Source organism: Levilactobacillus koreensis JCM 16448 (assembly GCF_001435525.1).
Lineage (GTDB): Bacteria > Bacillota > Bacilli > Lactobacillales > Lactobacillaceae > Levilactobacillus > Levilactobacillus koreensis.
Genome location: NZ_AZDP01000033.1, coordinates 42155 through 56702, shown reverse-complemented (window position 1 = coordinate 56702; position 14548 = coordinate 42155). Strand labels below are relative to the sequence as shown.

General features: G+C 52.0%; 11 protein-coding genes. 5 read left to right on the top strand and 6 right to left on the bottom strand.

What is annotated here, in order from left to right:
• Positions 1-416 precede the first annotated feature (416 nt).
• Positions 417-1427 (bottom strand): MFS transporter, encoded by a 1011-nt coding sequence (locus FC99_RS02395; protein WP_048733876.1) that lies wholly within the window; start codon positions 1425-1427, stop codon positions 417-419.
• A 624-nt stretch (positions 1428-2051) separates the two neighbouring features.
• On the opposite strand from FC99_RS02395, the gene FC99_RS02390 reads away from it, so the two are divergent.
• The 3 genes from FC99_RS02390 to FC99_RS02380 are packed head-to-tail and all read left to right on the top strand — an operon-like array spanning position 2052 to position 4271.
• Positions 2052-2816 (top strand): ABC transporter ATP-binding protein, encoded by a 765-nt coding sequence (locus FC99_RS02390; RefSeq protein ID WP_048733887.1) that lies wholly within the window; start codon positions 2052-2054, stop codon positions 2814-2816.
• A 2-nt stretch (positions 2817-2818) separates the two neighbouring features.
• Positions 2819-3553, top strand: coding sequence for a hypothetical protein (locus tag FC99_RS02385; RefSeq protein WP_048733890.1), 735 nt, complete (start codon positions 2819-2821; stop codon positions 3551-3553).
• Between the two features lies 1 nt (position 3554).
• Positions 3555-4271 carry an ABC transporter permease gene (locus FC99_RS02380; protein WP_048733892.1) on the top strand — a complete coding sequence of 239 codons (717 nt, stop codon included), beginning with the start codon at positions 3555-3557 and terminating at the stop codon, positions 4269-4271.
• A 582-nt stretch (positions 4272-4853) separates the two neighbouring features.
• On the opposite strand, the gene FC99_RS02375 is transcribed toward FC99_RS02380, so the two are convergent.
• Positions 4854-6755, bottom strand: coding sequence for a heavy metal translocating P-type ATPase (locus tag FC99_RS02375; protein WP_048733895.1), 1902 nt, complete (start codon positions 6753-6755; stop codon positions 4854-4856).
• 463 nt (positions 6756-7218) lie between these two features.
• Between FC99_RS02375 and FC99_RS02370 the strand changes: the two genes are divergently transcribed.
• Positions 7219-8037, top strand: coding sequence for a hypothetical protein (locus FC99_RS02370; RefSeq protein ID WP_048733897.1), 819 nt, complete (start codon positions 7219-7221; stop codon positions 8035-8037).
• Here FC99_RS02370 and FC99_RS13755 read toward each other — a convergent pair.
• The 3 genes from FC99_RS13755 to FC99_RS02360 all read right to left on the bottom strand — a co-directional run bounded on the left by FC99_RS13755 (position 7922) and on the right by FC99_RS02360 (position 12941).
• Positions 7922-8422, bottom strand: a complete 501-nt coding sequence (locus FC99_RS13755; RefSeq protein ID WP_156166919.1) for a hypothetical protein — start codon at positions 8420-8422, stop codon at positions 7922-7924. The two genes, FC99_RS02370 and FC99_RS13755, sit on opposite strands and share 116 nt — an antisense overlap.
• Positions 8423-8989: 567 nt before the next feature.
• Positions 8990-11293, bottom strand: a complete 2304-nt coding sequence (locus FC99_RS02365; RefSeq protein ID WP_048733899.1) for a glycoside hydrolase family 31 protein — start codon at positions 11291-11293, stop codon at positions 8990-8992.
• A gap of 223 nt (positions 11294-11516) precedes the next feature.
• Complete coding sequence (locus FC99_RS02360) at positions 11517-12941, bottom strand: SLC45 family MFS transporter (protein WP_082153215.1); 1425 nt, start codon at positions 12939-12941, stop codon at positions 11517-11519.
• 179 nt (positions 12942-13120) lie between these two features.
• On the opposite strand from FC99_RS02360, the gene FC99_RS02355 reads away from it, so the two are divergent.
• The gene (locus FC99_RS02355) at positions 13121-14104 is read left to right on the top strand and encodes a LacI family DNA-binding transcriptional regulator (protein ID WP_048733902.1); all 984 of its coding nucleotides are present in this window, start codon (positions 13121-13123) and stop codon (positions 14102-14104) included.
• 264 nt (positions 14105-14368) lie between these two features.
• Here the strand turns inward: FC99_RS02355 and FC99_RS02350 are convergent, their stop codons facing one another.
• Positions 14369-14548 carry a hypothetical protein gene (locus tag FC99_RS02350; RefSeq protein ID WP_048733904.1) on the bottom strand — a complete coding sequence of 60 codons (180 nt, stop codon included), beginning with the start codon at positions 14546-14548 and terminating at the stop codon, positions 14369-14371.

The following is a 14548-nucleotide window of genomic DNA, read 5'->3' as shown; positions in this document are numbered from 1 at the left end:
AGCTGCTAAGTGGACTTTCACTAAGGCTTAAGCATAAAAATTTAAATAAACCGTGATGGCGACTGTTGGTCGTTGGCACGGAAAATGGCTCGTGAAATCTGAATGGATTTCGCGGGCCATTTTTTGGCAGGAATGAGAGGCAACTGTAGCTCGCTTATTAACTCGCAAGCTTACTGTTCTGATGATGTCGCTGGCCCAGCCAAAGCACTAATGTGATGGCATCGAACACTAATAATCCCACCCAGGATATTTCTAGTGAAAGTGTGTTGGCTAAAATAGCGAAAACGAATGATCCCAAGGGAACTGTTAGTTGGACGACCGTGTAAAAGGCGCTAATAATGGACCCAATAGAGTTCTTGGGCAGATCATTTATCATTTTTCCCTGTACTTGAGGATTAAGAATGCCGATGAGAACGTTAGCAACGATAACAACCGCGAGTAAGAGACTGCGACTTTTCAAAAGGGAGGATGTTTAGTGGCATCAGCGCGTACGCAGTGTAAATCAAAAGAATACCTTTGGAAATACTAAAGTGCTTGGTTATCCGGCCGGGGAGAAGTGACCCCATAATACTACCGATTGAGCCAATCATTCCGACCAGGGCAACGGTGTACCCGTAGTTGCCAATCAGAAGCTGCCGTTGATGCGCGAATGACAGGTTCAACAGAACACCCTGACCTGCGTCGAAGAGGTTGATCGCCATAAAGACGCCAACGTACTGCATGATTGTCGATTGGTTTTTGAGTAAAACGAAGTTAGCCTTGGTCTGCCGAAAGAAATGTTTGATGTTCGCCAGCAGACCGGTCGTTTTCTGAATCGTCACCTGACTGCTAGCCAGTGTCGAAAAATGTTGGCGGACGTGGAAGAGCAAGGCAAAGGCGACAAAGAAGGATGCGGCATTAACGAGCGCAAATAGACTGTAATTGTAGTGAAAAGCGGTCAGCAACGCGGCACCAATGAGACCCCCGGTGAGCGAGATTGTGGCGTTGATTCCAGCCTCAAACCCCTCTGCTTCGGAGATGTCCTGTGGGACCACGATATCTTTAATGATGGGAATCGCACCGTACGTATTGTAACTACTGATTAGGCTGACAAGCATACTAAATCCCAAGATCACAATGAAGCTGAGCCATTGAGCACGACTAATCATTAAGACACTGATAATCACGTATAGGCTCCCTTGAATCACCCGATTCCGTAGTTGCTGCCGGTAGTGATTGTGTGTTTGATCGGCCAGATAACCCATTAAAATGTCAAATATGAGTGGTAAGCTGCCAACAACGGAGGCGATGCTAATCGCTAGGGTCGGATGGGGCATATGCCGCGCGTAGATCACGAAGACAATGCTAAATAGTGAGGAGCCAATGGCACTGATGATATTGGCTATCATGAAGATGAGGTAGTGAAAATTTCGAAAAAAGACTTCCATAAGCATTTCCTCCGTCCTTCAGACTTGAAAGGCTCACAGTTGACAGCTATTTTTAGCAGGTATTAGACGAAATTCCTTTCAGGTAAGGATGAATGCCAGTAATAGGAGCAAGACTAGAGTTGCAGTAGACTACGCCTGAATATATAGCCAAACTAAATTAATGGCAAAACAATTGGGTGTATAAATGTTGGTTGGTTCAAAAGACAAAAGCAAAAGCAACTTGTTTCGGGAATATCTAGCTGAACAATTACAGACCTTCTTTGTGCATGAAAAATTAAAAACAAATGAAATTATGATGTGAAAAAATATAATGCTTTAAGTATACGGCAACGCTTTTGATTGTGCCAGTTGTTACGGTGTGATTTTAGAGGCGTAGAAGTTAAGCCAACCAACTTTAATTACAATCAGATTTTGCACCGGTTAAGTTGTGCTGGAATCTGACGAGTTGTATTCTGCCAGTGGAACGGTCGTTTGGCGGCGGTTCCATCCATTAAATTTAAAATGAAAGTAGGAAATGCGTTATGCGTGAAGCTAGTTTTGCCAGCCATTTGACGATGGTTGTGACCTCAGAAATGAAGAGCAGAGTCAGACACAGGCGACAAATGAATCGGGGTTTATTTAATTATGGAAAATGTTTTAGAGGTCCAGCATCTTAGCAAGACCTTCGTGACGCACAAGGACAGCTTTCACGCGGTCACCGATGTTTCCTTTGGAATTCGACCGGGCGAAATTGTCTCCCTGTTAGGCCCCAATGGCGCGGGCAAAACGACCATTGTGTCCATGGTGGGCGGGTATCTCCTGCCGACCAGTGGGACTGTTTTGATCAATGGCATTGACCGCTACAAAACGCGTGAGAAGCCCAAGGTCGGCGTGGTGTTGGGTGGTGACCTGGGATTCTACGGTCGCGCGAGTGCTCAAGCCAACCTACTATTTTTCGCGGACCTGGCACGGATTCCACGGCGCGAGCAACGCCAGGAAGTTCAGCGCGTCTTACAGGTCGTGGACTTGGCAAATGTGGCGGGGAAGAAGGTGCAGTTCTTCTCTAAGGGGATGCGCCAACGTTTACACATTGCGCGGGCGCTTCTGGGAAATCCACCGTTATTGTTACTGGATGAACCAACGAGTGGGTTAGATGTTGAAATCGCCAATGAGCTTCACCAAACGATTCGGCAGTTGGCGGATGCCGGTGTGGCAGTGCTCCTGACTAGTCATACGATGAGCGAGATCGAAATGCTGGCCGACCGGGTGCTCCTGTTCGGGGCCGGGAAAATATTTACGACCGGAACGGTTACCGAAATTGTTGCCCAGTCAAAGGTTCATCATATTGACCGGGCCGCCACCTTAGAGGAGTCCTATCTGGCGTTGGCCCCCATGCTAAGGAGGCCTTAACCATGCGCTTTCTTCGCCTGTTTTGGTTCCATTTGAAACTCTACGCGTCCAACCAATACTTTTTCTGGTTAACGCTCTCGAGTACGGCGTCGATTTTTCTCCTACAGTACGTCATGGCCTACGCGACGCACAATTTGAGCGACCCCAATCTGTGGGTCCGCAGTGGTGTCTTTGGCCTGTGGTCCTCGGCGACCACGGCGGCCGGGGCCATCGGCTTTCAGCGGTATCAGGGGACGCTTCGTTACATCACGAACACTCGCATTGACAATCGCCTTTCGCTGGCGGCACTCCTGCTTCCGGCGGCTAGTTTTGGCTTGCTGGCCTTTCCGGTGGCCTACGGGTTAGCGGTGTTCCTGAAAACAGGGCACGCCAACCTGTCATGGCACTTGGTGTTAGTTATGGGCCTGCTGTGGGTGGCGGCCGCGCTGATGGACCAGCTGATTGCAACATTCTTCGTGTTGACGGTCAATGCGATCGTTTACGAGGAGTTGATCACGATTCCACTACTCCTCTTATCGGGGCTATTCGGGTCGTCGCCACTTGTACGGCCGCTGTTAAATGCGGGCGAGTGGGTCATCCCGATTGCGGTGCCGGTGAACCGGTTGCTAAATGAGCAGGCCAGCGTCAACTGGCTGGGATTTTTGTGTAGTTTGGCACTGTGGACGGGATTGACCCTGGTTCTGTCTGGCCGCATCATGCGCATCGCCAAGCAAACCGGTAGTGCGGGGGTGATGTGACATGTGGCTACAATTATCGTCATTACCTTACCTGCAAAATTGGCGAACGGGCTTCGTTAATTTCATGCTGATTCCCTTCATCAACCTGGCCTTACTGGTGCTGATTGATTCGCAGTACACGAACGCCTTCAACTGGTCAGTGGCCGTTGCTGCCATCGTGATTGCGAGCGGCGGATTGGCGATGGAAAATATGACGGGGCTGTTCGTGATGGACCGCGACTTGGGCATTGACCGCGAATTGTTGGTCCAGCGCCCATTCTCGTTAGCCTATTGGGGCGCCAAGGTTGCGGCCGCGGCGCTCACCAGCCTGCTCTCGGTCAGCGTGAACCTTTTAGTTTTGCTGGCATTCGGCGCGCCGGTGCAGCTGCTGTTGCGAGCGGTTGCGATGGTTCCACTGATGATTCTTTCAGGCGTCGTGCTGGGATTCTTCTGTGGCGTGGCGGCTTGGAAGAATAACAATCCTTACTTTTACCTGAATCTGATTGGGGCACTAACGACCATCGTGTCGGGCGCGCTAGTCGTCATTACCAAGTATCCCGTATGGTTGAGGCTGTTTAGCCGGCTATTTCCGTTCTCCCAGACGATTGGCTTCGTTATCACCGGGCAATCCCCGTGGTATCTGGACCTGGGCATCGACGGGCTGTGGGGCATTGCGGCCGGCTTGATCTACCTGCTCCAACTGCGCGCGACGTTGAAGAACTCGGTGCATGTGTGGTAATCGGGCGACCTAGTGTGGGCCTACGCCTTACCGGCCGCCAGATATGGGCTGGAACGGTGCGGACACAACTTGAAGCCTCGCAAGTGCCGAGTCTTCAAGCTTGGTCTTCTACTAGGCCGACAAGAAACGCCGGCCAAGTAGAACGACGCGCCTGAGCCCATATCTAGCGACCTCTCGGCTTACGTTGGTGGCCGATGGCAGGATGAACGGAATACTGTAGACAGTTATGCGCTTAGCCTGAAATTCAGAGCGTGATGGGGCGCGATTGTTGTGTACGCGTTCAGTCTGAGCCGGAGGAGGCCAGGGATGTAGCCAGCCGTGGTAATGGCGTTAGTCGGGTGGTCCCGACTTACACCATGGGCGACTTTGGAGACACACGGGCTTTGTGTGGCTTCAAATCGAGCGAGAAGACTGGTGTCTTTCCAGTCTGAAGCGTCCCCACAGCAGGCGGAATTCCTGGCAGCCGTAGCGCGACCATATTTCGACCATTAAACCTGCAACAACAAACCAAGGTCGCAATCCTTCGTAGTGAGGGGTTGCGACCTTGGTTTGTAGATAAGCTAGTTCAGTTTGGGAAACGGTTTAGTTCGTTGCCAACTGTTGGGCAACTGGTTTAGGACTCTTGGCAACGCTGGGATGGTAACCAATCAGGCGCATCGCGTTGAAGATGACGACCAGGATAGAAGCTTCGTGGACGAACATCCCGCTGGCCATGTAGATGTAACCGTAGACCAGGCCGATCAGTAAGAAGACAACGACGCCAATGGCAATGGTAATGTTTTCCTTGGTGTTCGCGGATGTCTTTTTCGCGAGGCCGACCGCGTGATTCAAGGCGGTAAAGCTGGATTGCATCAGGACCACGTCGGCCGTTTCGATGGCAACGTCGGTCCCACCGCCCATGGCGATACCAACACTAGCAGTGGCGAGGGAGGGACTATCGTTGATGCCGTCCCCAACGAAGGCGACTTTGCGACCCATGTTTTGGAACTTCTTGACGAAGGTGACCTTGTCGGCTGGTAATAAGTCGGCGTGGACTTCGTCGATACCGAGTGATTCGGCAACGGCTTGGGCGGTGGCTTGGTTGTCACCAGTTAACATAACGAGGTGTTTGATGCCTTGACGTTTCAAAGCGGCTAAAGCGCCCGGAACTTCTGGCCGCACCGTATCTGCGACACCCAGGATGAAGGCTAAGGCGCCTTGGTACCCAACTAAGACGGTGGATTGGCCCTCGTCTTGCATGTGGTGCAGGTCAGTGAGTTGTTCAGCGGTCAAATTGATGCCGTTGTCCTTTAATAAGGCGGCGTTCCCAACGTAGAGGTCGTGACCGGCCCAGTTGCCGACCATGCCACGGCCCTTAATGGTTTCCGTTTCGATGGTGGCAGCGTCGTCTTCGATGTGAGCGGCGAGGTTGGTGGTGATGGCTTGGGCTAAGGGGTGATCGGATGTCTTTTCAACTTGGGCAACACCGGCTAATAAGCTACGGTCGTCGGTGTAAGCCTTCATGTCGGCAACGGTCATTTTGCCCGTGGTCAGGGTCCCGGTCTTGTCGAAGACGATGGTGTCGACCTTGGCGAGACTTTCAACCACGTCGCCACCCTTGATCAGGATGCCGTTCTTGGCGCCGTTACCGATACCGGCAACGTTGGAGACTGGTGCACCAATGACCAGGGCCCCAGGGCAACCGAGGACCAGGACGGTGATGGCCAAACGGAGGTCACGAGAGAAGACGAAGACCAGAATGGCGATAATCAGGACGGCTGGGGTGTAGTACTGGGCAAATTTGTCGATAAACTTTTCGGCAGGTGACTTGGTGTCTTGGGCTTCTTCGACCAGTTCGATAATCTTAGAGAAGGTCGTTTCGTCCCCAACTTGGGTGGCTTCGATCTGTAAGGTCCCACTTTCGACCATGGCGCCAGAGAAGACGCCGTCGCCGTTAGCCTTGTTGACGGGCCGAGATTCACCGGTAATGGAGGCTTCGTTGACGTAACCCGTACCGTCGATGACTTTACCGTCGACGGGAACTTGACCACCGGCCTTGACTAAGACCACGTTGCCTTCCTCCAGATCGTCGACGTCGACTTCTTCGGTCGTGCCGTCGTCACCGACGAGGAGGGCGGTCGTTGGGGCCATTTCAGTCAGGGATTGGATAGCGCCCCGCGTCTTGGCCAGCGTCTTTTGTTCGAGGTAAGACCCAAAGAGAAAGAGGAAGGTCACAATGGCAGATTCTTCAAATTCTCCGATGGCAAACGCCCCGATAACGGCGATGCCGACTAATAATTCAATACTGAAGACTTTGGCTTTGAGCGCGCTGATGGCCCGTAGGATGATGGGGGCAGCGGCGATGACGGAGGCGATGATCCAAGCCACGTCAGTCACGTAAGCGATGTGGGTGAACCAGGTGTTGAGAAAGCCGACGATGATGAGGCCGGCTGACCAGAAGGTGATGGGATTGGTGTGTGAGTAGATATAACGTTGAAATGCCATATGATGTACGTTCCTTTCTATACTGTTCTTTGGCTATGAGTTCTTTTGTCCTTGTTTATGTACCCATTATGCCTTGGACCAGCAGAAATTAACTTGATGCGAATCAAGTTGGCGAAATTAACGTTATTTTTTTTGAAAATAAGTCGAAAATGGTTTGAAGATAAGTTGGCAATCTAGTGGGACCTGCGCCTTACTGATCGCCAGACATGGGCTGGGACGGTGCGTCTGAACTCATATCTGGCGGCCTTTCGACTTATGTTGGTGGGGATGGCAACGTTTGGTGAGAACTGAAATGACGTTATAGGTTTAGCTGGTAGGACGGCGGGCACAATCCATCGGCTATGATTTAAAATTTGACTAATAACGGCCATAATTAGTGGATTTTCTAAGTATTAGGCAGTTCATCGCCTACGCACGTTCAATTCGTGCTATCCTATCCTCAATCAGAGGGGGAGAATCTAACATGAAAAAGCCACTTAAATTGCTGCTGACGCTGGTCTTGATTGCCGTCGGAGCGGCCGCGTTACCCGTCACGGCGCAGGCCAAGACGACGTATCAGATCACATCTAAATTTGTCGACAGCGTGCCCTACACCACGAATATGGCGAAGGTGAAATCCAACGGGGTCATTTGGAATGCGCGCCACACGAAAAAGCTGTATAACCTAAAGAATTACCCGTACACGCGGTGGAACGTGTCCAACATTGTCACGAAGCGGCAGAATGGGAAGGCCGTTAGCTATTACTACGAGCTGACCAGTCAGACCAATCCTAAGGTGAAAGGGATTGCCTGGAGTAAGTACTTTACTAAGATCATTGCGCAGAATCCCGCGTCGTTCAGTTCGGATGCGGCATATCTGAAATACATTCAAACGGACCCATCGCAACGCCTGACCCGGGCCATTTTAAAGCTGTATCCGAATGTCACGGTGAGTGCGAAGTTGTCGGCGTTCGCGGATACGGGCGCCTACAGTTATATTCAGAAGCCGGCTGGGTTTAAGGACGTGACGAACATCAGTTATATTCAGAATTACCAACCGTCTAGTGACCTCTGGAATACCATGGGCCAACCTGTGGCGCCCCGAATCAAGAAGATGACGGCGCAACTGGATGCGATGGGGTACACGGCGGAGAAACGGGCGTCGTTTACCGGCAACATTGGGATCTTTATTGCTGATGAGGCCAATGATGGTGACTATTCCAAGGACGGTCTGCCAACGCGCGCCGAGTCCGAGGGGCAAATGACCTCTTACGGGATGGTGCTGGCGACGCCGACGAAGTAGCTGGCAGGTGAAACTTGACTGGTGCGTAGCATTCGGGGCTGGTTTGGGCGGTTTGAAAGTCGTGCATAATTGGTAGAAACCGGGCCAATTCCGTCGCGTCCCAGCGATAAATGGTAAAGGTGACGAGGTCCGGTAGCGCATCCGGTTTGACCATTTCGGCCAACGATACCTCGTGTTCGTAGGCCGGTTGGAGGGAAAATTGGGCGGAAATCCGGCCCAGTGCGGCGGCAACTTGAAGAATCACGCTGTAGCCGCGGACATCGACGGCCAAAGCGGTATCCGTTGGGCTGGTGTCATAGAAGTTGAGGCCATTAGCCAGGGGATTGAAGGCAAACAGCTTAAAGAACAGGTAGTCTTGGAGTAGCTGAAAATCGGGCGTTGGCATAATCGGCTTCCTTTCGATAAATAGTGATTCTTAACAGCATACCAAATGAATGTAAAAATCCCGTAAAGACAGCGTTAATTTTCACTGTCTCTACGGGATTTTTTTGATTACTGGTTAAGTTGTTAAGCTACTAAATGTTGCTAAAACCTGGTACAACGACGATATTAGCGTGTAAATTGGACAACTAAGTGTCTCCGTCGCCTTACCGGCTGCCAGCTATGGGCTGGAACGGTCTGAGTCCATAGCTGACGACTTCTCAGCTTACACAGTGATTTTTTTGGCGACTAGGGGAATGAGTGAAGGACTCGTTATCAGTCAGGCCAGAAAATTTGGAATGTACGCGCGGCTTTCGGCCGTTGTCGTGGTAGGGCACAATCAGAGCCGGAGGAGGCCAGGGATGTAGCCAGCCGTGGAAATCTTGGTAGCTGGCTAGCTACCAAGATGGGCGACTTTTAAGACACGTGTTCTTCGTGGCTTAAAAGCGAGCGAGAAGACTGGTGGTCTTCCAGGCTGAAGCGTCCCCACAGCAGGCGGAATCTCTGGCATCCGCAGTGCGGCCAATTTACACTAAGCTCGGTAACTCTGATTAGCCGCGTCGTAAGTCAAGGTGACGGACTTGGCTGGCAGGTCGACCGTAATCGTCTGGTAGACCGGCTTGAAGCCGCTGTGGGTCAAGGTGACATTGACGTCGCCATCTTTGACCGTGACCAAGTAGCGGTTGAACTCGCCATCTTCGTAGTTGAAGTCGCTACCGTTATCTTGGTAGTGCTCGTAGCTGGCGTTTTGGCCAAATGCCTTGAAGGTCATGGTCGTGTCGGGCGTTTCGGCAACGTGGCTGACTTCTTGGCCCCATGGCAACAGGGTGTCCTTCTTGATGAACAGTGGTAATTTATCCAGTGGTGCGTCGACCAAGATGTCTTGGTTGCCAGGGTATTCGCGGTTGTTCCAGAAGTCGATCCAGTTGCCGGCTGGCAGGTAAACGGTCCGGTTGAGCTTGGACTTTTGAACGATTGGGGCGACTAAGACGTTGTCACCGACCATGAATTCATCGTCCAGGTCCCGTACGCGGGTATCTTCTGGGTAGTTTAGGACCAGTGGCCGCATGACTGGCAGACCGTTCGTCGATTCTTGGGCAAACAAATCGTAGAGGTACGGAATGAAGCGGTAGCGCAACTTCAGGTACTTCCGGTAAATGGAAAGGGTCGGTTCGCCGAAACTCCAAGGTTCCTGATGGCGAGTGCCCATGGCCGCGTGGTTCCGCAACAGGGGACTGAAGATGGCGGCTTCGATCCAACGGGTCAGGAGTTCGGCCGAGGTATCGGAGGCGAACCCACCGATGTCGGTCCCCACGAAGCTAAAGCCACTCAGACCGAGGTTGCAAAGCTGCGGAATCATCATTTGAATGTGGGGCCACATACTGCGGTTATCCCCGGTCCAAACGGTTGAGTACTTCTGCGTGCCGGCGTAGGCTGCCCGGGTGATGACGTAGGGCCGTTTGCCTTGCTGAGCCTTCAAGCCAGTATAGGTTGCCTTGGCCATGTTGTGGCCGTAGACGTTGTGCATCTTCTTATGCGTAGACGGGGTATCTTGGTCGTTGAAGACCACGTCGTCTGGGATCTCACCCTCAAACGTTGCGGGTTCGTTCATGTCGATCCAGACACCACCGACGCCCATGTCGGTCAAGAACTTGTTGTTATTGGCCCACCATTTGCGAACATCGGGCCGACCAAAGTCAGGGAAGGCGGAGTCGCCGGGCCAAACCTTGTTGATGTAAACCTTGCCAGCTGGCGTTTTAACAAAGTAGTTGTTCTTGATGCCCTCGGCGTACTTGTCGTAGTCGGGGTCCTGCTTAACACCGGGGTCGATGATGGGGATGACCTTGATGCCTTGGCCCTTTAGGCTGCTGACAAACTTCTTGGGATCGGCATACTTGGCCTTGTCCCAGGTGAAGACACGGTAGCCGCGCATGTAGTCAACGTCAAAGTGAATGGCGTCGCAGGGAAGGTCGTTTTTCTTCATGTTGTCGGCGATCTCTTGGACTTCATCTTCGCTGGCACTATAGCCCCAACGAGATTGCTGGTACCCCAACGTCCACTTCTGCGGCAACGGTGTGCGGCCGGTCAGGTAAGTGTAGTTGGTGACGACATCCTTCAACGATTGCCCGCCAATGATGTAGTAGTCAAGGTTCCCGTCAACGGCGGAGTAGAAGTAGTAGTGGTCGCTTTCCTTACCCATATCGAAGTGGCTCTTGTAGGTGTTATCGAAGAACAGGCCATAAGGATGACCATTCTTTAAGCCCAGCATGACGGGGATGGACTTGTAAATGTTTGGTAAAATTTCCAACTGGGGAGATGGATTGTCCACGTTCCAGTTGTCGTATTCGAAGCCCCGTTTGTCGAGGTAGCCGGTCTTATCACCCAAGCCGTAGAGGTGTTCATCGGGCGCCAGCGTCTTGACGACTTCATAGTAGCTGGCGTTGGCCTTGACGGTGGACTTGGTGACGCTGTGTCCTTCGGCTTCGACTAACCGTTGGTGCACCTTGTCGACCCCTTTGTCGAGCAGGGTCCGTTCGCCGCGGAAATCGGTGACGAGGGCGTTGCCGTTGGTGTCGTAAACGTCGACGTGGCGTTCGGCGTCAAGGTCGATGGTCAGGGCACTGGTGGTCAGTTCGTAATGGTCACCGGTGTCGGTCAATTTGAAGTCGGTCGCAGTCTGTTTGTTGCCTTCGATGGCGTAGGAAGCCCCGTTGTTGCCGCGGTATTCGAACACGCGGACGATGGCTGGCGTCAGGACAGTCAGCTGCAGATCGTGGTCGGGATAGTGAAACGTAACGGTTTGATCTTTTTGTTCATAGGTTGGTAAAGCAGTCATAACAAGGTATCTCCTTTTTCTCTTACTCTTCTCTATTATAGAACTAGCTTTGAAATTTTGTTTTTAGCGACGGTGGTCGGTGCTTTCGCCTTACCGGCCGGCAGATATGGGCTGGAGCGGTGCGAACGCAACTTGAATCCTCGAAGAACACGAGTCTTCAAGATTGGTTTTCTGCTAAGCCGGCCAAGGACGCTAACTAAGCGCCTCTAGCCACACTCTTTTTTTAAGCAGCAGCCTTATCTGACAGATCCTTTTGCGGCTTGTCAGCTTTGATAACGCTGATGGCGACAACGGCGATCAACATGGAGATGCCGGCAACTAACATCATGCCGGGCATGGACTTGCCGACCATCCGGAAGACCAGGAAGCTGGCAACGGAGGCAATGATTTGTGGCAAGCAGATGGTCCCATTGAAGATCCCGATGTAAGACCCTTCATTTGACCCGTCCAGAGATGACGTGAAGATGTTGAAGGGTTCCACGTGAACCGTGAAGAAGCCGATACCGATCAGGCAGAATGGCAAGATCAAGAGGTACTGATTGTGAATGAAGAAGACCCAGATCAAGCCAACGGCGAAGCAGGCAATCCCGAAGCGGTACCAGAATTTCCGCTTGAGCGGGTTGGTGTGTGACAAGACCAAGAAACCATAGAGGACAGCGGCCATGGACTGGATGAAGGTTAAGATCCCGTACCAGTTACCGGCGGCTTGATATCCAGCAGAAGCGGCGTTGGCGGTGTGCCAAACGTTTTGGGCGATAGCACCGGTCGTGTAGGTCCACATGTACTGGATACCGATCCAAGCGAACATTTGAACAACGGCGACTTCCCATAAGGCTTTAGGTGCGTCCTTAATTAATTTCCAGAGTGGCTTGGTATTCTTGTGGGCTTGCGGGTCGATGTGGTGATAGAGCGCGTAAGTGTCGGGGTCGTATTCTTTGACCGTGTGAATGGTATAGGCGGAAATGCCTAACAGAATGGCCGCACCAATGTAGAAGGCTAGGCGAACGGACAGGGGAACGACACCCTTTTTGGCCGTGTTGGCGACACCGAAGAAGGTCAGGATGAATGGCAACAACGTGGCGAGGACACCACCGAGGTTACTGAAGGCTTGTTGCCAGGACCAAGCCTTATCTTTTTGCTTTTCGTTGACCATGTCCCCGATGATCATCCGGAATGGTTGCATACAGATATTGCTGGACAGGTCCATGAACAGAATGGCGATGGCCCCGAAGACCAAGGCCGCCATGGAGGCGTAGCCGAAGCCAAATGACCCGGCGTTAGGCAGTAAAATCATGACTAAAGCGGCAACGGGTGCACTGAATAAGAGGTAAGGCATCCGTCGACCGAAGCGGTTCCAGGTCCGGTCGGAATATTTCCCGACTAACGGTTGGACGATCAAGCCGGCCAGTGGGGGCAGGATGAAGAACAGTCCCAGGTTGGTCGGGTTGGCGCCGATGGTCTGGAAGATTCGGCTCATCTGTGAAGATTGCAGTGAGAAGGCCATGTTGACCCCACAGAAACCGAACGTAATGGCAAATAGTGTTTTCAACGGTAAATTTGGCAGGGAGTTCGCAAGTCGTTTGGTCTTGGATGGGGCGGCCGCAGTGGCTTTGTGATTTCCCAGCGAGTTCGTTGCTGGTTGATTCATGATCAGGACATCTCCTTGAATTTAAATAATGGCTATTTCTTTCAACGCCTTCATACTAGCACGTTACGTAAACGTTTACAATGCCTATTTAAAAGGAATGTAAACGTTTACTCTTTTAGCTAGGAAAATGGCGGGATTAAGGCTATAATGGGACTATATTGAAGTGAGGTGGGGGACGTATGAAACCAACGATTAAGGATATCGCCGCCGAATCAGGCGTGTCGATCGCCACCGTTTCACGAGTGCTGAGCCATAAAACGGGAACGTATAGTGAAAAAACACAGACTAAAATTCTAGCCGTGGCCAAGCGGTTGGGCTATCGTAAAAATTCGACCGCTGTGGAGTTGGTCAAGAAAAAAGCTGCGGTCATTGCGCTCATCATCAACGCGACGCCAACCAACTTTTCTACGCAGATCATCGACGGAATTCAGCGCCGCGCCAGCGAATTGGGGCAGGGTGTGATTATTTTGTACGCGGGTAACCGAAACGCTGAGCTGCAGCACCAAGCCATCGTGACGGCGTTGGAACGTGCGGTATCGGGAATTTTACTGGCGGCGATCGAGCCGGATGCGGAGGATTTGACGCTGTTGAAGGAGTCGCACGTGCCATTCTGCTTCGTCTCGGTCTACTTGGGCACGGACAAGGTCCTGTCGGTCAGCTCGGACAATGAAAAATTGGCGGCGACCACGACGGACTATCTGCTCGATCGCGGCCACACGCACATTGGCCTCGCCGGGGTCGACACCTACCATACCGGGAGTCAGCGAATTGCCGGCTACCAGAAGGCATTGGCGGCGCGCGACATTCAGGAAACGACGATCAAATACGGCGATTACAGTTACGAATCGGGCCGGCAGCTGTTGGCAGAATTTCTCCCATTGAAAGTCACGGCCATCATTGCGGCCAGTGACATGGTCGCGGCGGGCCTGCTGAATGCGGCCCAGGAAGCGGGCATCGCGGTGCCAGAGCAGTTGTCGTTGGTCAGCATTGATGGTACCGATATTTGTCGCATTACTACACCAGCGCTGACCAGCCTGACGCAGGACTTTTACCAGATTGGCGCGCAGAGCGTGGACCGCGTGATGGGGGAAAAGGCGGCGACGTTTGTCCCGGTTGAGATGGTGGAACGGGGCAGTGTAAAGAGTGTTTCAAGGGGCGGTTAGCTGGTGAGCATTAAGGCTGCTAAGCGGATAATCCTGGGCTTGGATTATTTGCTTAGCAGTTTTAAGCGGAGCCGGCTGCCCCTTGAAACACGTTTCGGCAATCTAAAATGAAAGCTAAACAAAGGACCGCGACAATTCCGCCGCGGTCCTTTGTTATGTAAAGATTGTAAAGAGTAAGTACAGGTTCAACTTTATCGAACATCCGTTTGCTTTTGTATGCTAAACTAAGAAAACGGCAAATGAGGAATCAGGATCATTGTCGGTTCACTTGTCGTCCGGCGCCTTCCGATTGAAGATCAAAACAATGGCACTGACCAAGAAAATTCCAGCCAAAACGTACAGTAGAAGCGTATACGCTGGTAGAAGATTGGCGGCCACAGTAGCTAGCAATAATGAAAAAACAAATAAACAGCCGACTCCGATTCGGCGAAGATGTGTATTCAT